Genomic DNA, 18,814 nt, shown 5'->3' on the forward strand with positions numbered 1-18,814 from the left:
AACGGAGCGGCAGCGCAAGATCATCCATATCGATATGGACGCCTTCTATGCTTCGGTCGAACAGCGCGACAATCCGGAGCTGCGCGGCAAGCCGGTTGCTGTCGGCGGCGCGGCTGCGCGCGGCGTTGTCGCCGCGGCAAGTTACGAGGCACGCAAGTTCGGCGTCCATTCCGCCATGCCATCCGTCACGGCGAAGCGAAAATGCCCCGATCTCATCTTCGTCAAGCCGCGCTTCGACGTCTATCGGAGCGTGTCGCAGCAGATCCGCGAGATTTTTGCCGAATATACGCCTGTCATCGAACCCCTGTCGCTCGATGAGGCCTATCTCGACGTGACCGACAATCTGAAGGGCATGGAGATCGCGACCGAGATCGCCGAGGAGATCCGCGCGAAGATCAAGGCAACGACGAACCTGACGGCCTCGGCCGGCGTCAGCTACAACAAGTTCCTCGCCAAGATGGCGAGCGACCAGCGAAAGCCGGACGGGCTGTTCGTCATCACGCCCAAGAACGGACCGGCTTTCGTCGAGGCGCTTCCGGTGAAAAAGTTCCATGGCGTCGGGCCGGCAACGGCCGAGCGGATGAAGCGCCTGGGTATCGAAACCGGCTTCGACCTGCGGCAGCAGACCCTGGCGTTCCTGCAGGAGCATTTCGGCAAGTCCGGGCCGTATTTCTACGGCATCGCCCGCGGCATCGACGAACGGCGGGTGCAGCCGGACCGGGTGCGCAAATCGGTTGGTGCGGAAGACACATTCGTCGAGGATATTTTCGAGTTCGAACCGGCATGCGCCGAGTTGCAGCCAATGACCGACAAGGTCTGGCGCTATTGCGAGGCGCAGGGGATCAGCGGCAAGACGGTGACCGTCAAGGTGAAGTACTCGGACTTTACCCAGGCGACACGCAGCAAGACGCTCGGCGCACCAGTTGCAGGAGCGTCCGAGATGCTTGAGGTGGCCGTTTCGCTGCTGGCATCGGTCCACCCGTTCAAGCGCGGCGTGCGCCTGCTTGGGGTCACGCTGTCGTCGCTCAACGGCAATGAGGAAGAAGCCCGCGCGCAGCTGGAGCTTTCTTTCTGACGATCAGGCCATGCCAAAAGAAAAAGCCTGCCGCGGGAGGAGGTGCGGCAGGCTTTCAAAAGGATTGAATGGCAACCGAGAGGAGGAGTGTCGCCATTCCGGCAAGCGCTCGTTAGGAGGAGGAGAAAGCACTTGCACACTCGAAGTCCTGCGGGAGGAGATGCATCGCTTCGATGAGTTGACTATACAAGAAACCTACCGATTTCGTAGATCTGACTTCGCAGACCAGCCATGCGTGGAGCGCCGGTCAGGCGGCTCAGCGCACCTTGAAGCGGTCGAAGGCTGTCAGCCGCACCATCGGCGGATCGGCCTCGTTCCAGCGATAGATTTCGGTTCTGAGGTAGCGCAGCTCCTCGTCCAGCCCCTCTTCGCCGATCTCGATCCACCAGGATTTTGGGCGCCCATCGCTGCCGTCGGACCAGCGATAGCCGCGGCCCTTCAGGTGGTCCTTCATTTCGAAGGGGCTGTTTTCCGCATAGAGGCGAACGCGTGATCGCTGGCTTGCCGCGTAGAGCTCGGCAAAAGGTGTCTCTTGCGTATCATCGGCTGGGCCCGCAATCACCTCGAGCAGGGCAAAACAATCGTCGACGGCGCGGTGGCCGTCGTGGAAATATCCCGCCTGGCCGATGAGGTAGCCGAGCTTCGTGCCCTCGAAGCCGCGGTCGCTCCAGCCGATCTCGGAGACCGAGCAGGCCCAGGCCTTCTTCTCGAAGATCGGCGAAAAAGCTTCGCAAAACGGCCGGTCGAACCCGGCATTGTGGGCGATGATCAGATCGGCGCGCTCAATGATCGCCTGAAGCCGGGCAACATCGATGGTTTCGCCGGCGACCATTTCGTCGGTAATGCCGGTGATGCGCGTGATCTCGGCTGGAATGGAGCCGCTCGGCTGCCGCAGACCGCCATAGACGTCGATCACGTCGCCGATGGCCCCGTGAGCGTCAAAGGTGAACGCAATGACGCCGATCTCGATGATCTCGTCCTTGCGATGGTTGAGGCCGGTGGTCTCGGTGTCGAGGATGACGCCGACGAGCGGAAACTCGGCGCGCGGCGCGGCCACGACGGGGCGCGGCTCCAGCTTTTGCAGAACGCGGTAGCGACCCGTCGCCTCCAGATGATCGACCATGGCGCCGGCGCTCATGCCGGCAGCCGCGCGTGAGGACGCGCGCTTGGAGCGTGCGCCCTTCTCGTCCGGATCGGACGAAACAAACATGTCGTATTGCAATGCCATCAGCCCTTCTCCCGGAACTTTTGGCGAAAGGGAAGACCGAGCGCCTATCGCGCCATCACTTTCCCCCACTGTCAACAACCTGTGGCGAGCGGGCCGGATTTAACCCGGGAAAACCTGTGAGCGGACCGCCAATCGGCAAGATCTCGGCCCGGAAGGGTCGAACGGGCGCCACTCACGGCGCCCGCGATGGTTTCGGTTAGCCGAGCGCGGCAACAGCCTCGATCTCGAACAGCATCCCGTCAAGCGCCAACCGCGGCACCGGGATCAGTGTGCATGTGGGTTTTGCGCCCTCACCCAGCGCCGCTTCCATTTCAGCGCCGAAGATATGCAACCGTTCTTCGGAGTGGTCGACGATCAGCACCGTCAGCTTGACGATGTCGCTTGTATCAGCGCCCGCGGCACCAAGCGCGGTGCGCAGATTGGCGAGCGCCTGGCGGACCTGCAGTCGGAAATCCGGATCGAGAGCCCCTTGCACGTCCTCGCCTCCCTGGCCGGCGACAAAGACCAGCCGCACGCCCGCCGGGACCAGGCCGACATGGGAGTAACCATTGACCGATGCATCATAAAGCCCAGGTGGATTGAAAAGGCGAATAGGCGATTTTGTAGTTGTAGACGACATTTTTTGCTTTCCGTTGTTGCACGACGAAGCCGTGGAAACGCCGTATGGAGGATCGCCGACGTTGTGGGTCGGCGTGCCGGACAGCGCGTTCAGGCTCCATATCGTTTTGACGATCCAGCAATGCTTCCCGTGACGCGGGCGAGTGGATTTCTTTTTGGCTGCGAGCGTTCGCATTTAGACACAGGCGGTCACGGGTGCCGGATCCCGCGCGACGCGATGATTGAACTGCTTGCGTTCGAACAGGGCAGATCGGGTAGCTTCTTGCCCAACCCGACGACGGCCTTGATTGCTTTAACAGCAATGGCGTAGCTAGAGGCAGTCGGTTCGACAAATCGGTCCAACCGTCTCCGCATCACAGCGAAAGGTGCCCCATGAACGAAGAACCGAAAATCGTCCTGTCCCCGCTCTCGCAGGAGTTCTCCCGCGACGGCATCACTGTGACCGTCGAAATCTCCCGGATCGAGGACGGCAACGAGTGGGCGCTGGAAGTCATCGATACCCAGGGCATGTCGACACGCTGGGAGGATCTGTTCGCAACGGATGCCGCAGCGCTCGCCGAATTTCTCAGCGCCGTCGAGCAGGATGGCATGTCCGTGTTCGTGATGCCCTCGGCGCTGCATTGACGAGCTACCATATTTTCCGGCACCGGGCCGAACGGCGCCACGACCGATAAAGTGACCGGCGCCGGTGCCGGTGCCGGTGCCGCTCCCGGCTTGAGTCTCCTGCCATTGAAAGCGCCCGGGGCGACTTTCACGCCAGCCGCTCGCTGAGGGCAGACGTGCGAAGACGGGTGGTGTTCAACAGGCCGGCCGCCTGGATCAGCGGGTAAGCCGCGGCCGCTATGTGCGAATTGATCCGGTGCAGGTCACCAATAAGATCGATGAACAGAGCATTGCTTCTAAGACTGACGCCCTTTTCCATGCCTTCCCGGCCGAGATGCTCATTGATCGCGCGCTCCTCGAGCGCGCGGAAGCGATCTTTCTGGGATGCCAGGCGGGCGGCAGCGCCGACGTCGCGCGACGAAAGAGCCACCGGCACAAGGCGTAATGACACCGCGACCTCGTCGCAGAGCATATCGAGGGCCTCGCGCTGGCTCGGCGCCAACTGGATGTCCTGCTTGATCTTTGCCCGGATGCGGTCGGCGAGGTTGAGCTTGATCACATCACCCGCATGTTCGAGATTGCTGGCAAAAAGCATGATCTCAAAAGCGCGGCGCGTATCGCCACCCGACAGTTCGCCCTGGGCCAGCCGGCCGAGATAGGCATGGACCGACGCCATGTAGGTGCCGAGCTTGAAATCGATGGCGTTGACCTCCTTCAATGTCTCCAGCCGACTGGACGACAGTGCCGTGAGCGACATCTTGAACATGCGCTCCAGCAGTTCGCTCATCCGTATTGTCTCCATCGTCGCATTGGAAAGCGCGACGGCCGGCGTCGTCAACGAAGCGCTGTCGAGATAGCGCGGTGTGGCCAAGGGATCATCGGCGGCCGAAGCATTGGGGATCAACCGGTCGACGAAGTGCACGACGACGGGCGAGATCGGCAGGAACACGGCGGCGACCGTCAAGTTGAACGCCGCATGGAGTCCGACCGCGACATGCAAGGGGTCCAGCGGCACACCGGCGGCAACATCGACGATCTGTCGCGCCAACGGCAGCAGCGCGATTGCCAGAAGGCCGCGGCAAAGCAGATTGGCGACCGGGAGCCTTCGGGCGATGGATGGCTGGTCGAGGGTCGCGCTGACGGCCGGCAGGCCGCCGCCGAAATTGACGCCGAGGATCAGGGGCACGGCACCGACCACTTCCAGACTGCCATTGGTCAGCAGCGAAGCGATCAACAGAATGACCGCGAGCGTTGAATGGCAGAACCAGGCGAGACCGGCGCCGACGAGGAACCCGAGCACCGGCTCGTTGGCGATCGCAGCGAGAACATCGTGAAACAGCGTTGCCTCCCGCAGGGGAGCGGTCGCCGCAACGATGACCTTCAGCGCCAGGAGCATGAGGCCGAGGCCCATCATGATGCGGCCGGCGTTTCGCGGGCGAAACTCGCCCGACGCTCCGAAGGTGAGATAGCCGGCAAACAGAAAAAGCGGCGCCATCGTCGTTGCCAGCGACGAGCCCGATGCGAAAAGGCCGGATACGAACGCCGAGCCGATATCGGCACCGAGGAGAACCGCAAGGCCGGTCGTCGCCCCGATCGCACCGGCACCAGCCAGGCCAGCGATAATGAGGGCCATGGCCGTGGCGCTGCCGAGAACGGCGGTGGCGGCTATGCCGCCACCGAATGCGGTCAGCCGGTTGGACAGGCGCTGCTCGACGAACCGCTGCAGCCGATCGCCCCATCCGCGCATGACGCCGGTTCTAACCATCCGCACACCCCAGAGGAGGAGCGCGACGCCGCCGAGCAGCTCCACAATGACAAACGTTCCGGAATTCATGTCCAGCGAGGCCCTTCCGCTCGAAGCGATCAATCGGCGACGGAAATGTCGGGAGCGACAGATCCGATGTTGTAGCCTTCGAGCTGCGCAGCAGATCGGTCCGGCACGGGGAAGTTCAGGATGGTTGCCGTGCCGGGGGTAACGGGAACGACGCGCGAGGGCGGCAGGTCCAGAAACTCGTGGCAGGCTGCGCGAATGACCCCGCCATGGGCGACCACCAGCAGGTCGCCATCCGTGCGCGACATCCAGTCACGAACCCCGTCGGCGACGCGATTGCGAAAGGCGATCCAGGTTTCGGCGTTGGCGGGCGTGAAGGTGCCGGCGCGCCAGGCGGTGTAGTCCTCCGGGCGCTCGGCGATCAGCTCCGGCTTGCGACGCCCCGTCCACTCGCCCATGTCGAGCTCGCGAAACCGCTCGTCGGACGGCGCGTCCGGATGTCCGATCAGCGCGACGGTCTGCCGTGTCCGGCCGAGATCCGATGCGATGATACGGGCGGGCTGCAGCGCCTTGGCATAGGGGCGGAAACGCCGGACCTGGGCAACGCCGCGTTCAGACAGCAGCGAGTTGTCCTGGCCCTGCAGCCGTTGTTCGGCGTTCCACTCGGTTTCGCCATGGCGCATGAGGATCAGCCTCATTGATTTATCCTTTCTCCGCTGACGGCAAAGACAGCGTCAGGGGTCCTGATGAATGACAGTGTGACGGCGTCCCCGGGCATTGCGCTGAAGTAACCCTCCGCCATGCCGGTGATGCGCAGATCGCCGAGCATGGCGGTGACCATCGTGCGTCCGGCGATCGGTGCTGCCTCGGCAAACCGCGCGGTGACCGACGGTTTGTCCGGCACCGCGCCGACGCAGACGTCCTCGGCCCGATAGAGAAGCTGCACCTCTGGATGGCCAGCGGCGATCGAGCCCGACACCAGTGGCGTATCATTGAACACGAAAGTCTCTCCCACCCGGCGCGCCGGTAAGAGGTTGGCCGGCGGCGTGCCGAGAAAGGTGGCGACGAAGGTCGTTGCCGGGTTGCGCAGCAACTCGATCGGCTTGCCGAACTGCTCGACACGACCATTGTTGAGCACGGCCACATGCGTCGCCATGGTCATCGCCTCCACCTGATCGTGGGTGACATAAACAGACGTGGCGCCCGTTGCCCGGTGGATGCGCATCAATTCGCTGCGCATCTCGATGCGCAGCTTGGCATCGAGGTTCGACAGCGGCTCGTCGAACAGCAGGATGCTGGGTTCGGGCGCGATCGTGCGGGCGATTGCCACGCGCTGCTGCTGGCCGCCGGAGATTTCCGCAGGATAACGTTCGGCAAGGGCACCAATGCCAAGTAGGGCAAGCACCTCCTTGACGCGGCGGTCGCGTCTTTCGCGCGGCCATCGCGCGACCTTCAACGGCCAGGCAATGTTGCCGGCGACGGTCATATGCGGCCAAAGGGCGTAGCTCTGGAAGACGAGGCCGGCGTTGCGGCGGCCGGCGTCGGCGATGACGCCTCCCGCACCACTGGAGACCGTCTGGCCGACAAAGGCGATCTCGCCTTCGCTCGGCGCCTCCAAGCCCGCCAGCATTCTGAGCAATGTCGACTTGCCGCACCCGGACGGGCCAACGAGCACCAGGAACGAGCCAGCCGGAACCGAGATGTTGACATCCTTGACGGCGGTGAAGGCGCCAAATCGTTTGACGAGGTTGCGGATCTCAATGGCGTCCGCAGCGCCGGTTGCTAGGGCGTTCATGACTCTTTCCATTTCTGGACGCGGTTCTGGAGGCCGTGGGCCAGAAACGAGGCCGCAAGGCAGACAAAAAGGATGACGAGGGTGATGGCGTTGGCAAACTGCATGAAGCCCTCGGCAGCGTAACGATAAGCGACCATGCTGAGGACGGGCGACGTCGCGGTGAACAGCAGCACGACCAGCGAGAGATCGCGCACCATCTTGACGAAGACGAGGATCGCGCCGGCAAACAGGCCGCGGATCGCCAAGGGGAAGATGATCGCAAACAATCGGCGAAGCAGACCCGCCCCGGTCAGCCGCGCGCTTTCCTCGATATCCGCTGAGATTTGGCCAAGAACCGACCGACCAGACTGCACGGCAAAGGGCAGATTGTGGGCGGACGCCGCGATCACCAGCAGCGCGAAAGTGCCGTATAACGAAGGCAGCGGACCAATTGGCGCGCCGAAGAGGGCGATGTAGGCCGCCGCAAAGGCAATGCTCGGCACCAGAAGCGGAACGAAGGCAAGCTGGCTGAGGATCGTGGCGAGCAGACTGCCGCGTCGCTGGACGATCGTATAGGCGAGCGCCAGCCCGAGCAGCATTGTCGTCAGCGCGACGACAAGGCCGAGGCGGATGGTATTCCAGATCGCGTCGATCAGCACGGGATTGCGGAAGATGCCCGCCTGCCCCTGGGCAATTTCGCCGCCGCCTTCGCCGATCCAGAAATGCAGCGTCCAGTTCGAAAACAGGGCCCCGCTTTGAGGCGCAAGGCTTGAGGCTGCAAGCACCAGGACCGGCGTCACCGTGGTCAGCAGACCGATGAGCACGGCGACGGCAAAGAGCGGCCAGCGCCAGGCGCCAAGGGGAAACCGTTTTGTGCGTCCGCCCTTGCCGGTGACCGTGATGAAGGCCTTGCGGCCGGAGACGATGCGGTCCGATATCCACAGGAACAGTGCTGAAACGGCGATCAGCAACAGCGCAAGCACGAAGCCGCGCTCGTTCTGGCCGGTTTCGATCATGCCGAAGAGGCGGGTCGAAAGCGTCTGCATGCGCACCGGCAATCCCAGGAGCGCAGGTGCGGCGAAATTGGCAACGGCACCAGCAAAAGTGAGCGAGGCGGCGGCGATCAGCGCTGGCGTGACGACGGGCAGGATGATGCCGAAGAAGATGCGCGGGCGTTTCGCACCCGCCATTTGGCCCGCTTCAACGAGATCGGCGCCGACCGAACTCAGGGCCGCTGCGATAATCGTATAGGCCAGCGAATAATAGTGGGCGATCAGCACGATCGCGGTCGGCACCAGCCCCCAGGCGAGCCAGTCGGGAATGGCAAGGCCATTGGTTTCGAAGAAGCCGGCGGAGCCGCCGAGCCGTGAGTTTCGAAACAGCGTTCCCCAGGCAAGCGCCGCGGCGAAGCTCGGGATCATGTAGGGCAAGCTTGCCATCAGCCCGAGCAGGCGGCGTCCCGGCACGTCGGTCAAGACCACCAGCCAGGCGAGAAACCCGCCAAGAATGAGACAGCCGCTGGCAACGCCGAAGCCGAGAACCATGGTGTTGAACAGCGGCCGCCACCAAAGATTGAAGGACAGCGGGCTGAAGAGCACCGCCTGCCACGCTTCGATCCCTGCCGGTGTCAGCGTCGACACGAGGATGCGGAGGAGAGGCGCCACCACCAGAATGGCGACGATGGCAATGAGGATGGCCGGCATGATGAAACCTGATCGGAGCAGCCGGCTACCGCCCGATGGCACGAAGGTTGATGTCGATGTCATTTGCGAACCTCGGCGTTTGCCGGCGCGGCCCTACTGCCTGTTTCCTTAAATCCTATTCGATTTAAGGATGAAAACATGGAGCAATTCAAAGCGCTACAGCGACCTTTGCGCCTCTAATAAGACGCGCGGCACTGTAGTTGCACCGGCAAGCAGCCCATTATTGAAGCGTGATGATGAGATCGGAGACGCGCCCGCGGGCAGCGGCGGTCTTTGCCGGGTCGATGGTCCAGGCCTTCAGCTCGCCGAGTTTGACGGAGTCCGGATGGTGGGCGATGGTCGTGCGCGTGGCATAGTCGCCGGGAACGTTGAACGGCTCGAAGCCGGCACCTCCCGTCGGCGTGTCGTCGCCGAACATGAAGTCGATCAGCAACCGGGCGGCGGCCGGATGCGGCGCCTTTTCAGCAATCGTCAGAACGGCCGGAAACAGGATGCCGTTGGCGGGCTCGACATTGTTGGCGACTTGCAGTGCCCAGCCTTCCTTCTCATTGTCACGCCGGTCCGAATAGGTGCCGAAGCCGACGGGAGGGTTCTTGGCAGTGGCATCGCCGACGGACTTGTTGAGCACGTCGCTATTGGGGACGAGGATCAGGTCGTTGGCAAAGAGGTCCTTGATGAACTGCTCGCCGGCGCCCTGAAGATCGGCATCAACGGCAATGTCCTTGCCGAACTGCGCCTTGTAGGCCGCGGCCATCTCATCCGGATGGAGCGCAATCTCCGTCAGGAGGTCGAGCAGTTCGCCGCGCTGGCTCGGATCGACCATCAGCACCTTGCCCTGCCACTCCGGCTGGGTCAGCTGCCACAGGTTGGTAACCGGTGAACCTCCGGGAAAGGCTTTCTCGTTGTACATCAGCACCTTGGTCGACAGACGCTGGGTGAGCAGCGGCCCCTTGTAACGATCGTCGATCTGCCCAGCCACGCGCGGCGGCACATAGTTGACGATGCGCTTGGCTTCGAGAAGCTTGCTGAAGACGACGGGCGTGTCGGCGATATAGAGCACGTCGACGGCATGAACGCCTGCCTGCTGCTCTGCCTCCAGACGCGCGATCTGCTTTGTCGAGCTCATGTCGAGGCCGATCAGGTCGACGCCCGGATAGGCCTCCTCGAAGGCTTTCTCGATCTTGGCGATCCGGCTCGACAACGAAAAGACGGTGACGCTGCCTTCCTTCTGCGCAAGCGGCAGCAGTTGTTCGGGCGTCATGCTATCCAGATCTGTCGCCATTGCTGCCGTGGGCAGCACGACACAGGCCGCAAGTGCGGACTTCATCAGTCGCTTCAACATGGTTTCCTCCTCCATTTTCCCCAGTCAATCGAAGTCGTTGAACAGCTCCGACAGTTTCTCCAGCCTGCCGATCACCTCACGCTCATGCCTGCCGGCGATCGTCAGGACGATGCCGTTGACGATGGCAAACGGGATGGTCGGAGTCTGAAACTCGCTTCCCGAACGCCCCCGCGGCGCCGCCAGCATCAGATCCGCAACCGGCTCCATCAGCGGGCCGGCAAGGTCCGAAATCAAAATCGTTCGCGCGCCGACGCGCCGGGCATGCTGCACCAGCGGCGCATAGCTTTGCGGCTGCTTGCGAAAGGCGAGCGCAATGACGACGTCGCTCTTGTCCATGCTGACCATGCGCTCGGCGATGTCCCGGCCGCGGCCGGTGAGCGCGATCGTCGTCATGCCGAACCGGTCGAGGCGACGCTGCAGGAAGCCGGCGACGGACTGTGCGTGCCCCTGGCCAAACACGAACACCCGGCGCCCTTCGAAGATCATGTCGGCAGCCATGTCCACATCACTTTGCGGCACCGAGCGCGCGAGCGTTTCCAGGGCCGAAATCTCCGCGGCAATCAGGTCGGTCAGATAGTCGCCGTGCTCGACCTTGGCGACCGAGCGGCGCATGCGGGTCGCGGCATCCTGATCATCAAGCACCTCGCGCTGCAGCTGTGCGCGCAGATCCGGAAAGCCGCGGTAACCCAGCTTCTGCGCCAAACGGGTGACCGTCGCCTCATGAACGCTGGCCCGCTGCGACAGCTGCGGGCCGGACAGAAACGCAGCCTCCGCCCGGTTCTCGAGCATCGTGGCGATCAGCTTTTGATCGGCCTCGGTCAGCCTTTTCGATTGTGCCTTTATGCGATCGATGAGTGTCATGGCGCTCTACAAGTTTCTTTGCATGACACATCGTTCAAGCAAACGACCTTGCAGTCAAGGCGACACCCGCAAGAATCCTTGCAAGGCTCTGCAAGGCTTGGCCCAGCACTCGAAAATCAGTCTAATCTCTAGGGTTTCCCGCGGCTATCGGACGAAATCCACGCCAAAGTGGGCAGAAAACTGGCGCTTGCGACAGTGTGGAACGTCGCCGACAAAAATCTTTGCAAAGACCCGCAAAGGAATGGACGCCGTGCTGCCGCTCATTGCAGAACGGCGGTCGAAGGCGCGGGCGGCTGCAAGGTTGTCGGCAGCGACGCATCGGCCCGGGCAGCATGACATTCACTGGCGGCCTCGACGTTCAACGGCGACCGGTGGGGAAGCTTTCCGGGAAGCGAGGCAACAGAGCTCCCGCGACGACGAGGGAAGGAGCGCAAGCGAAGCGCCCTTCGCACCGTTCAGGCCTCGAAATCGCCGAACACATCCTGCAGCCGCGTCAGCATGCCGACCCGTTCGCTGACCTCGTCACCCAGGACGACGATGATGTTGCTGAGCATCAGGTCCATGACGGCAATAGTCGTGGCAGCACCATCCCACAGGGGGCCATGCGAGCCCGGGACCACAAGGCAGATATCCGACACCTCTGCTGCCCAGGGGCAATATTCGTCCGTGTAGAGGATGACCTTGACGCCGGCCCGGCGCGCCTCCATCGCGAGCGGCTTCGCCTTGGCGGCAAAGCGGCGCACGTCGTGCAGAAAGAGCACGCGGCCCTCCACCGAACCATCGAGCAGTTCCGAATAGGTTCCGTTCAGGCCATCGACGAATTGCACCCGCGAGCGGGTATAGGAGAGCTGGCTGGCAAAATACTGAGCGATACCGCGCACGTTCTGATAGGCGGCGACATAGACTTCGCTGGCACCGATCAGCGCGTCGATCGCCTGCTGCCATTCCGGCGAGGTCGTCAACTCGTAGACCATGCCGAGATTGTTGATCTGCTCCTGAATCAAGCCTGCAAGCAGCTTGCCCTCGCGAATGTCTTCGCGCAGCCTGTCGACCGGACCCTTCACCTGCCAGGCCGGGTTGGAGCTGCCGCGCCGCAGCTCGTGCTTCAGCTGGTCGAGGCCGTCGAAGCCCATGCGCCGGAGGTAGCGCCCGACGGTCATCGGCGACAGCTCGAGACGGCTTGCGATCGACTTTGCCGTTTCGAACGGGATCTCCGCCAGATTGCGCTCGATGTAATGGGCAATCAGCTTGTCGGATTTCGACCGCCTGAGTTCCTCGCTCTGCACGAGCTTCAGGATTCGTTGTGCCACGTCCCCTCCCCGGAGATACTTCCGCCCGCTGACAGCGCCGCGCGTCGGATATGACGCGCAAACGACGCTGCAACGCCTTTTAACTTGCGGCAGGCGGGCGGAATTGCCGATCTTTGTCGCCGCTACTGCGCCGTCTTCACCTTCGTCCAGACACGATCGAGCTGGCGCACGCCGGAGCCCAGGTCCTCGAAGATCTGGAGCCGTTGCATCGTTTCGGGCGTCGGATTGATTTCCTTGCTATTCTTGATCTGGTCGGGGGTCAATTGCCGTGCCGGTACGTTGGCGGTGCCGTTGGTCTGCTGGGAGACGTTGAGCGCGGCGACTTCCGGACGGGTGTAGAACTGCAGGAACTTAATGGCGCTATCCTTGTTCGGCGCGGTCTTCAGGACGCAGATATCCTCCTGGTACATGGTCGCGCCTTCCTCGGGGATCACGTAGCCAAGGTCCTTCTGGTTGGCAAAGACGTCGACCATCGCGCCGACGAAGAAATGACCGGCGGCGACGTCGCCGGACTGCACCATCGGCCGGGTATCGTAGGTGAAGGCAGCGACGTCAGGTTTCATCGCGATGATCGTATCGGCCGCCTGCTGCAGCTCGGCGGGGTCGGTCGAGTTGACCTTGTGGCCGTTGAGGATCAAGCCCACGGCCAGAACCTCGCGCATGTCGTCGAGCAGAGTGAACTTCAGCCCCTTTTCCTTGACGGTCGCAATCAGGTCCTTCCAGCCGACGACGTCCTTGCCCAGGACCTTGCGGTTGTAGACGATGCCGACGGTTCCGAAGGCGTAGGGCAGGCAAAACTCGCCCTTGGGGTCGCTCTTAGCCCTCAGGAACGCCGGGTCGATGTTCTTGAAACCTTCATAGGCATTGATGTCGGTTTTCTCCAGAAGGTCGAGCTTGGACATGATGTCCTGCATGTGCACCGACGGAAAGACGACGTCATAGCCGGTCGCGCCGCCCTGGATCTTCGCCAGCATCTCCTCGTTGGAGGAATAGGTGGAGAGGTTGACCTTGATCTGGGTCTCCTCCTCGAACTTCTTCAGGACCGCCGGATTGATGTATTCGCCCCAGTTGTAGATGTTGAGCTCGGCGGCATGGCCGAGGCCGGTCATGGCGATCAAGGCGGACAGCGAGAATGCGGCGGCCCGTGCGGGGCCGAAGAGTTTGGCCCTGGTCGCCCGGACGACGCGGCTTGCTTTCGTCATAGATAGTCTCCTCTGATGGTTCGTGGGGACTTGCGCCCCCAGGATCGGACCGTTCCCTGGTCCTTGCCGGCTCCGGCTTCTGCGGCCGTTGACACCGATGAGTAAATGGTATCCATATATCCAAAACGCACAAGCGTTATTTAAATAACATTTTGGGGAATGACAGATGCAGGATTCCATTGTCCGGCTGGAGGGGGCGAGCAAAGCCTTCGCCACTCCGGAAGGCGGGAGCGTGACAGCGCTTGATGCCATCGATCTTCAGGTGCGGCGCAACGAGTTCCTCACGCTTCTCGGACCATCCGGCTGCGGCAAGACCACGTTGCTGCAGGCGATCAGCGGCTTCGTCGAGCTCGACGGCGGACGCATCCTGATCGACGCGGAGGACATGACCGACAGGCCACCCTATCGCCGCCCCGTCAACACGGTCTTCCAGAACTACGCGCTCTTCCCGCACATGACGGTCGGTGAAAACACCGCCTATGCGCTTGAGGTCGCCGGCGTCGCCAAGGCCAGGCGGCGCGAGCAGGTGGCAGCCGCCCTGAAGATGGTGGGCCTTGAGGGCATGGAGGGCCGGCGCCCGCGCCAGCTTTCCGGCGGCCAGCAGCAACGGGTCGCGCTTGCGCGTTCCATCATCGCGCGTCCGAAACTGCTTTTGCTCGACGAGCCGCTTTCGGCCCTCGACAAGAACCTGCGCCAGGCCATGCAGATAGAGCTGAAGACACTGCAGCACGAGCTCGGCATCTCCTTCATCTTCGTGACGCACGACCAGCAGGAAGCGCTCACCATGTCGGATCGCGTCGCCGTTCTTTCGGGTGGGCGCATCCAGCAGCTCGATACGCCCCGCGCGATCTATGACCGCCCGGTCAACAGTTTCGTCGCGACGTTCATCGGTGCAAGCAATCTCTTCGAAGGCAGGATCGATGGCGACCGGTTGATGACCAGCGACGGTACGGAAATCCGCCATCGGCGAACGCCGTCAGCGGCATCGGGTGCAGCGACGGCGCTGATCCGGCCTGAGCAGTTCTTCCTCGCCGATGAAGCCGAGCCCTTTCCCTTTCCCTGTCTCCACATCGACCTGGAAGCCATCGTCTTCGTCGGCTCGACGTTCGAGCTGTTCGGCCGCACACAGGCGGGCAGAAAGATCGTCGCCGAGATCCCCGCCGGCCGTCGCAGCCTGATCGGCGACATCGAGCGGACGCGCCGCGCCCGGCTCGCCTATGACCCGGCAGCCGTACACCTCATTCACCCTTGCGCGGAGGCGTGACATGTCGATCGCCATTCGCCGCCGCGTCCAGCTCGCCGTCCTGCTCGGTCCCGTTTCCCTGTTCCTCGCCGTCTTCTTCCTCGGTCCGCTCGCCATCATGATGGTCACGAGCTTTCTGGCGCCAGGCCTCTACGGTGGCGTGGAATGGACCTTCTACCCGCACAATTTCGGCCGCATCCTCGGCTTTGCCGATCCGATGTTCGAGGATTTCGATCCCGTCTATATCGCCATCTTCATCCGCTCGGTGAAGATCGCCGCACTCACCGTTATTGCCGCTTTGCTGGTCTGCTATCCCGCGGCCTTCTGCATCGCCCGCCTGTCGGAGCGATGGAAGAATTTCTGCCTGTTCCTCATCACCCTGCCCTTCTTCACCAGCCTGATCGTGCGGCTGTTCGTCTGGGTGCTGATCCTGCGCCAGACCGGCCTCGTCAACGAGATGCTGCTGTCGACGGGACTGATCGCCCGGCCGCTGGACCTGATCTATACGGACGGCGCGATCATCCTCGGCATGGTCTATGTCTTCATCCCGTTCATGTTCATGCCTGTTTATGCCAGCGTCGAGAAGCTGGACTGGACGCTGGTGCGTGCCTCGCTCGATCTCGGCGCCGGGCCTATCCGCACATTCTGGCGCATTATCCTACCGCTGACGGCTCCCGGCATTGCCGGCGGCGCGATCATCGTCTTCATTCCGGCGCTCGGCAATTTCGTCGTCCCGGCCATTCTCGGCGGCGCCAAGGTGATGATGCTCGGCAATCTCATCGAGCAGCAGTTCCTGGCCGCCCGCAACTGGCCGTTCGGCTCGGCGCTGGCGATGATGGTCATGAGCGTGATGCTGGTGCTGCTGCTCGTCTATGTGCTCGCGTCTAGCCGCCGCGGCACCGACGCAGCACTTGCTCGCTGAGGTCCCCCATGAAGATCGCTCAATCCCTCTTCCGCGGAAGCCTGCTCGCCTACACCGCTCTCTTCTTCGCCTTCATCTACATCCCGCTGGTGGTGATCGCCGTTTATTCGTTCAACGCCAACCCGGTCAACATGATGACCTGGACCGGCTTCACCACCGAATGGTACGCCCAGGTGCTCGGCTTCAAGACGACGATCTCCGAGAATGCGCTCTATATCGAATCGACCGGCCAGCTTATTCAGGCGGTGTGGAACAGCCTCGTCATCGCCACCTCCACGACACTGATCGCCACCGTCTTCGGCACGGCCATCGCGATCGGCCTCTACCGTTTCGACTTTCTCGGTCAGCGTTTCTACCGGGTGATCATGTTCATGCCGATGCTGATGCCCGACATCGTGCTCGGCATCGCGCTTTTGATCTTCTTCGTCAATTCGGGGATCAGCCTCGGCCTGACGACGATCGTCATCGGCCAGTGCACCTTCCTGATTTCCTATGTCTTCATCGTTGTCTCAGCGCGGCTGGCCGGCATGGACAGAACACTCGAAAACGCCTCGGCCGACCTCGGCGCCGACGAATGGACGACCTTTCGACGGGTGGTGCTGCCACAGCTTCTGCCCGGCATCGTCGGCGGCGCGCTGCTCGCCTTCATCATCTCGATGGACGATCTGGTGATCACCTATTTCATCGCCGGCGTCGATGTGACGACGCTGCCGATGTTCATCTTCGCCATGCTTCGCCGCGGCATCAAGCCGGAGATCAATGCGATCGCGGTGATGATGCTGACCTTCTCCTTCGTCGTCGCCTCTCTCGGCCTCTACCTCCGCTCCCGGCAGAAATGATCATGGACAACAAACGCAAAACCGTCTCTCAAACACGCGCCCGGGACCTCGGCTTGCCATTCAAGGGCCGGACCGGCCCCCTGAACGCCATCACCGATGTCGCAGGGATCGCCGTCGGCTTCCACACAATCTCAGAAGACGTGCCGCGCCCGGGGCGCAAGCGCCCGGTCAGAACCGGGGTCACCGCCATCCTGCCACATGCTGGCTCGGCCGTGCCCATCCCGGTTTATGCGGGCGTGCATCGCTTCAACGGCAACGGCGAAATGACCGGCACTCACTGGATCGAGGATGGCGGCTTCTTCCTCGGCCCGGTGATGATCACCAACACCCATGCGGTCGGCATGACCCATCACGCCACGATCAAGTGGATGCTGGAGCGCTATGCCTCCACCTATGACAGCGACAATTTTCTCTGGATCATGCCGGTGGTCGCAGAGACCTATGACGGCGTGTTGAACGACATCAACGGCCAGCCCATCGGCGAAGCCGAGGTCCGGGCAGCACTCGACGCTGCCAGCGGCGGACCTGTTAAGGAGGGGAATTGCGGCGGCGGAACCGGCATGATCGCCTATGGGTTCAAGGGCGGCACCGGCACCGCCTCTCGGGTCGTCGAGTTTGGCGGGCGTGATTACACGATCGGCACGCTGGTGCAGGCAAACCATGGCCAGCGGGACTGGCTGACAATCTGCGGCGTACCGGTCGGCGAGCACATGCGCGATGGCACGCCGCAGAGCCAGATGCAGGAGCGCGGGTCGATCATTGTCGTGATCGCCACCGATCTGCCGATGGCCCCGCACCAGCTGCAACGCCTCGCCCGTCGCGCCTCGATCGGCATCGGCCGCAACGGCACGCCCGGCGGCAACAATTCCGGCGACATCTTCCTGGCGTTTTCGACCGCCAACCCGCAGCCGATGGCGCACCGCGCTCCGCCGCGCCTCGCGCTTGAGATCGTCAATGACGAAATGCTCGATCCCGTCTATCTGGCAACGGTCGACACCGTCGAAGAGGCGGTGGTCAACGCCATGATCGCAGCGGAAGATTCAGGCGGCACCGCGCATGACCGGTTCAAGATCGAAGCCATCAGACATGAACCACTTCTCGAGGTCATGCGGAAGTACGGGCGCTGATGCGGTTTCCCTGTGTTTCCCGCCCAGATTGCCGACCAAGGCAGCTTCGATGCCGTGCCTTTTTCGGCGCGCTTCTACCGGCTTAGGATTTGTCGGCGACGCCGCACTGACAGGCGAGGGTAACGGCTGGCTCTTGGTTCCGTTACAAGCCCTGAGCGAACCGTATGATGGCAGTGCTGACATCATCGGGCCGCTCCTGCGGCACCCAGTGCCCACAGTCGGGTAGGAAGATGGTATCCACCAGCTTTGGCACCAGTCGCGGCATCTCGGCGATGATCGCGCGCATGCCGGGAATGGCCAATCCGGTATCGCGCTCCCCCATCAGATATACTGCCGGAACGTCGACGAGCTTTCCCTTCAGGCAGGATTGCAGTGCCCAATTCCGATCAAGATTGCGGTAGTAGTTCAGCCCTCCGGAAAAGCCGCTTTGCCGGAAAGCGTGCACGAAATTCTCGAACTCTGCATCGCCGATCCAGTCCGGAAGCTTTGCGGGGACAGGAAGGCTGGCCAGCAGACCGTCGCGTTTCGACACCATGCCGAAGGGATTTGGCGTCCTGTCGTCGTCGCGCGGTCCGGCCTCGCCGGACGCGGCAAACATCAGTTTGCGCAGCGTCAACGCCACATCCCGCTCGAACTCGGCTTCGGCGACACCTGGCTCTTGAAAATAGAGCGCATAGAACAGTGCATCCGCGGTTTTCGGGAAAATCTGCGTCGGTGGAGCTGGCGGTTGCGACATCATCGGCACGCCGATGGCCACGACGCCGGTGAAGCGGTCAGGTCGCAGCAGCACCGCCTGCCAGGCGACGCTCGCGCCCCAGTCATTGCCGACAATGATCGCGTTCTCGACGCCGAGCGTATCGAGCAGCCCGACCATGTCGCCGGCGAGATGGAAGAGCGTGTATTGATCGACCTCGTCAGGGCGGCTGCTCTTGCCATAGCCGCGCATATCCGGCGCGATCGCACGAAACCCGGCGGCCGCCAGGGCCGCAACCTGATGTCGCCATGCATAAGCGGTTTCTGGAAAGCCATGGCACAACAAGACCGCCGGCCCTTCGCCCGCCTCCAGGAAGTTCAAACGAATTCCATTCGCGTCTACGAGGCGCTCCTGCATTCTCTTCTCCAAACAGTTCCGCTTTCGGGCTTCGAACGAAACGATATCGCTACAGAAATCAAAAACCGTGCCCTTGTCCGCTTCA

The 18,814-nt window shown here is 62.5% G+C and carries 17 protein-coding genes; 6 read left to right on the plus strand and 11 right to left on the minus strand.

The annotated features are described in order from the left end of the window. The first annotated feature begins 34 nt into the window (after positions 1 to 34). Entirely contained in the window at positions 35 to 1,075 is a 1,041-nt protein-coding gene (gene dinB / locus ASD03_RS08690; RefSeq protein WP_244494613.1) for a DNA polymerase IV, read from the plus strand. Positions 1,076 to 1,331: 256 nt separating this feature from the next. Here dinB and ASD03_RS08695 read toward each other — a convergent pair whose 3' ends face one another. Beyond that, positions 1,332 to 2,303 (minus strand): 3'-5' exonuclease, encoded by a 972-nt coding sequence (locus ASD03_RS08695; protein WP_057209932.1) that lies wholly within the window; start codon positions 2,301 to 2,303, stop codon positions 1,332 to 1,334. A gap of 196 nt (positions 2,304 to 2,499) precedes the next feature. Further along, positions 2,500 to 2,922: a RidA family protein gene (locus ASD03_RS08700; RefSeq protein ID WP_025429364.1), complete on the minus strand. Its 423-nt coding sequence runs from the start codon at positions 2,920 to 2,922 to the stop codon at positions 2,500 to 2,502. 371 nt (positions 2,923 to 3,293) lie between these two features. On the opposite strand from ASD03_RS08700, the gene ASD03_RS08705 reads away from it, so the two are divergent. After that, the gene (locus ASD03_RS08705; protein ID WP_025429365.1) at positions 3,294 to 3,545 is read left to right on the plus strand and encodes a hypothetical protein; all 252 of its coding nucleotides are present in this window, start codon (positions 3,294 to 3,296) and stop codon (positions 3,543 to 3,545) included. Between the two features lie 127 nt (positions 3,546 to 3,672). Here ASD03_RS08705 and ASD03_RS08710 read toward each other — a convergent pair whose 3' ends face one another. The 8 genes from ASD03_RS08710 to ASD03_RS08745 all read right to left on the minus strand — a co-directional run bounded on the left by ASD03_RS08710 (position 3,673) and on the right by ASD03_RS08745 (position 13,487). After that, positions 3,673 to 5,358 carry a Na/Pi cotransporter family protein gene (locus ASD03_RS08710; RefSeq protein ID WP_057212818.1) on the minus strand — a complete coding sequence of 562 codons (1,686 nt, stop codon included), beginning with the start codon at positions 5,356 to 5,358 and terminating at the stop codon, positions 3,673 to 3,675. Between the two features lie 29 nt (positions 5,359 to 5,387). Further along, positions 5,388 to 5,993, minus strand: a complete 606-nt coding sequence (locus tag ASD03_RS08715; protein ID WP_025429367.1) for a histidine phosphatase family protein — start codon at positions 5,991 to 5,993, stop codon at positions 5,388 to 5,390. Beyond that, positions 5,990 to 7,090, minus strand: coding sequence for an ABC transporter ATP-binding protein (locus ASD03_RS08720; RefSeq protein WP_057212820.1), 1,101 nt, complete (start codon positions 7,088 to 7,090; stop codon positions 5,990 to 5,992). Before ASD03_RS08720 ends, ASD03_RS08715 begins: the two co-directional genes overlap by 4 nt. Further along, positions 7,087 to 8,772 (minus strand): iron ABC transporter permease, encoded by a 1,686-nt coding sequence (locus tag ASD03_RS08725; protein WP_057212965.1) that lies wholly within the window; start codon positions 8,770 to 8,772, stop codon positions 7,087 to 7,089. Before ASD03_RS08725 ends, ASD03_RS08720 begins: the two co-directional genes overlap by 4 nt. Positions 8,773 to 8,992: 220 nt before the next feature. After that, the gene (locus ASD03_RS08730) at positions 8,993 to 10,114 is read right to left on the minus strand and encodes an ABC transporter substrate-binding protein (RefSeq protein WP_200957317.1); all 1,122 of its coding nucleotides are present in this window, start codon (positions 10,112 to 10,114) and stop codon (positions 8,993 to 8,995) included. A gap of 24 nt (positions 10,115 to 10,138) precedes the next feature. Continuing rightward, positions 10,139 to 10,975: a MurR/RpiR family transcriptional regulator gene (locus ASD03_RS08735; RefSeq protein ID WP_082557281.1), complete on the minus strand. Its 837-nt coding sequence runs from the start codon at positions 10,973 to 10,975 to the stop codon at positions 10,139 to 10,141. A gap of 455 nt (positions 10,976 to 11,430) precedes the next feature. Beyond that, positions 11,431 to 12,285 carry a MurR/RpiR family transcriptional regulator gene (locus ASD03_RS08740; RefSeq protein ID WP_057209938.1) on the minus strand — a complete coding sequence of 285 codons (855 nt, stop codon included), beginning with the start codon at positions 12,283 to 12,285 and terminating at the stop codon, positions 11,431 to 11,433. Between the two features lie 122 nt (positions 12,286 to 12,407). After that, positions 12,408 to 13,487 carry a spermidine/putrescine ABC transporter substrate-binding protein gene (locus tag ASD03_RS08745; RefSeq protein WP_082523732.1) on the minus strand — a complete coding sequence of 360 codons (1,080 nt, stop codon included), beginning with the start codon at positions 13,485 to 13,487 and terminating at the stop codon, positions 12,408 to 12,410. A 166-nt stretch (positions 13,488 to 13,653) separates the two neighbouring features. Between ASD03_RS08745 and ASD03_RS08750 the strand changes: the two genes are divergently transcribed. The 4 genes from ASD03_RS08750 to ASD03_RS08765 are packed head-to-tail and all read left to right on the plus strand — an operon-like array spanning position 13,654 to position 17,618. After that, complete coding sequence (locus tag ASD03_RS08750) at positions 13,654 to 14,751, plus strand: ABC transporter ATP-binding protein (protein ID WP_057212822.1); 1,098 nt, start codon at positions 13,654 to 13,656, stop codon at positions 14,749 to 14,751. 1 nt (position 14,752) lies between these two features. After that, positions 14,753 to 15,652 (plus strand): ABC transporter permease, encoded by a 900-nt coding sequence (locus tag ASD03_RS08755; RefSeq protein ID WP_057209942.1) that lies wholly within the window; start codon positions 14,753 to 14,755, stop codon positions 15,650 to 15,652. Between the two features lie 8 nt (positions 15,653 to 15,660). Beyond that, positions 15,661 to 16,491: an ABC transporter permease gene (locus tag ASD03_RS08760; RefSeq protein WP_057209943.1), complete on the plus strand. Its 831-nt coding sequence runs from the start codon at positions 15,661 to 15,663 to the stop codon at positions 16,489 to 16,491. Between the two features lie 2 nt (positions 16,492 to 16,493). Continuing rightward, positions 16,494 to 17,618 carry a P1 family peptidase gene (locus ASD03_RS08765; protein WP_057212824.1) on the plus strand — a complete coding sequence of 375 codons (1,125 nt, stop codon included), beginning with the start codon at positions 16,494 to 16,496 and terminating at the stop codon, positions 17,616 to 17,618. 142 nt (positions 17,619 to 17,760) lie between these two features. On the opposite strand, the gene ASD03_RS08770 is transcribed toward ASD03_RS08765, so the two are convergent. Beyond that, a complete protein-coding gene (locus ASD03_RS08770) occupies positions 17,761 to 18,729 on the minus strand; it encodes an alpha/beta hydrolase (RefSeq protein ID WP_057212826.1) in 969 nt (322 codons plus the stop codon). Between the last annotated feature and the right edge of the window lie 85 nt (positions 18,730 to 18,814).

Origin of the sequence: Ensifer sp. Root127, assembly GCF_001425225.1 — a bacterium.
Classification (GTDB): domain Bacteria; phylum Pseudomonadota; class Alphaproteobacteria; order Rhizobiales; family Rhizobiaceae; genus Ensifer; species Ensifer canadensis.

What these genes read in the sequence shown, in the direction of transcription:
- ASD03_RS08750 (WP_057212822.1), top strand. Translation starts at nt 13,654, where the DNA reads ATGCAGGATTCCATTGTCCGGCTGGAGGGGGCGAGCAAAGCCTTCGCC.
- ASD03_RS08700 (WP_025429364.1), bottom strand. Translation starts at nt 2,922, where the DNA reads ATGTCGTCTACAACTACAAAATCGCCTATTCGCCTTTTCAATCCACCT.
- ASD03_RS08735 (WP_082557281.1), bottom strand. Translation starts at nt 10,975, where the DNA reads ATGACACTCATCGATCGCATAAAGGCACAATCGAAAAGGCTGACCGAG.
- ASD03_RS08695 (WP_057209932.1), bottom strand. Translation starts at nt 2,303, where the DNA reads ATGGCATTGCAATACGACATGTTTGTTTCGTCCGATCCGGACGAGAAG.
- ASD03_RS08730 (WP_200957317.1), bottom strand. Translation starts at nt 10,114, where the DNA reads ATGTTGAAGCGACTGATGAAGTCCGCACTTGCGGCCTGTGTCGTGCTG.
- ASD03_RS08760 (WP_057209943.1), top strand. Translation starts at nt 15,661, where the DNA reads ATGAAGATCGCTCAATCCCTCTTCCGCGGAAGCCTGCTCGCCTACACC.
- ASD03_RS08765 (WP_057212824.1), top strand. Translation starts at nt 16,494, where the DNA reads ATGGACAACAAACGCAAAACCGTCTCTCAAACACGCGCCCGGGACCTC.
- ASD03_RS08705 (WP_025429365.1), top strand. Translation starts at nt 3,294, where the DNA reads ATGAACGAAGAACCGAAAATCGTCCTGTCCCCGCTCTCGCAGGAGTTC.
- ASD03_RS08725 (WP_057212965.1), bottom strand. Translation starts at nt 8,772, where the DNA reads ATGCCGGCCATCCTCATTGCCATCGTCGCCATTCTGGTGGTGGCGCCT.
- ASD03_RS08745 (WP_082523732.1), bottom strand. Translation starts at nt 13,487, where the DNA reads ATGACGAAAGCAAGCCGCGTCGTCCGGGCGACCAGGGCCAAACTCTTC.
- ASD03_RS08770 (WP_057212826.1), bottom strand. Translation starts at nt 18,729, where the DNA reads ATGCAGGAGCGCCTCGTAGACGCGAATGGAATTCGTTTGAACTTCCTG.
- ASD03_RS08715 (WP_025429367.1), bottom strand. Translation starts at nt 5,993, where the DNA reads ATGAGGCTGATCCTCATGCGCCATGGCGAAACCGAGTGGAACGCCGAA.
- ASD03_RS08755 (WP_057209942.1), top strand. Translation starts at nt 14,753, where the DNA reads ATGTCGATCGCCATTCGCCGCCGCGTCCAGCTCGCCGTCCTGCTCGGT.
- ASD03_RS08720 (WP_057212820.1), bottom strand. Translation starts at nt 7,090, where the DNA reads ATGAACGCCCTAGCAACCGGCGCTGCGGACGCCATTGAGATCCGCAAC.
- dinB (WP_244494613.1), top strand. Translation starts at nt 35, where the DNA reads ATGGACGCCTTCTATGCTTCGGTCGAACAGCGCGACAATCCGGAGCTG.
- ASD03_RS08710 (WP_057212818.1), bottom strand. Translation starts at nt 5,358, where the DNA reads ATGAATTCCGGAACGTTTGTCATTGTGGAGCTGCTCGGCGGCGTCGCG.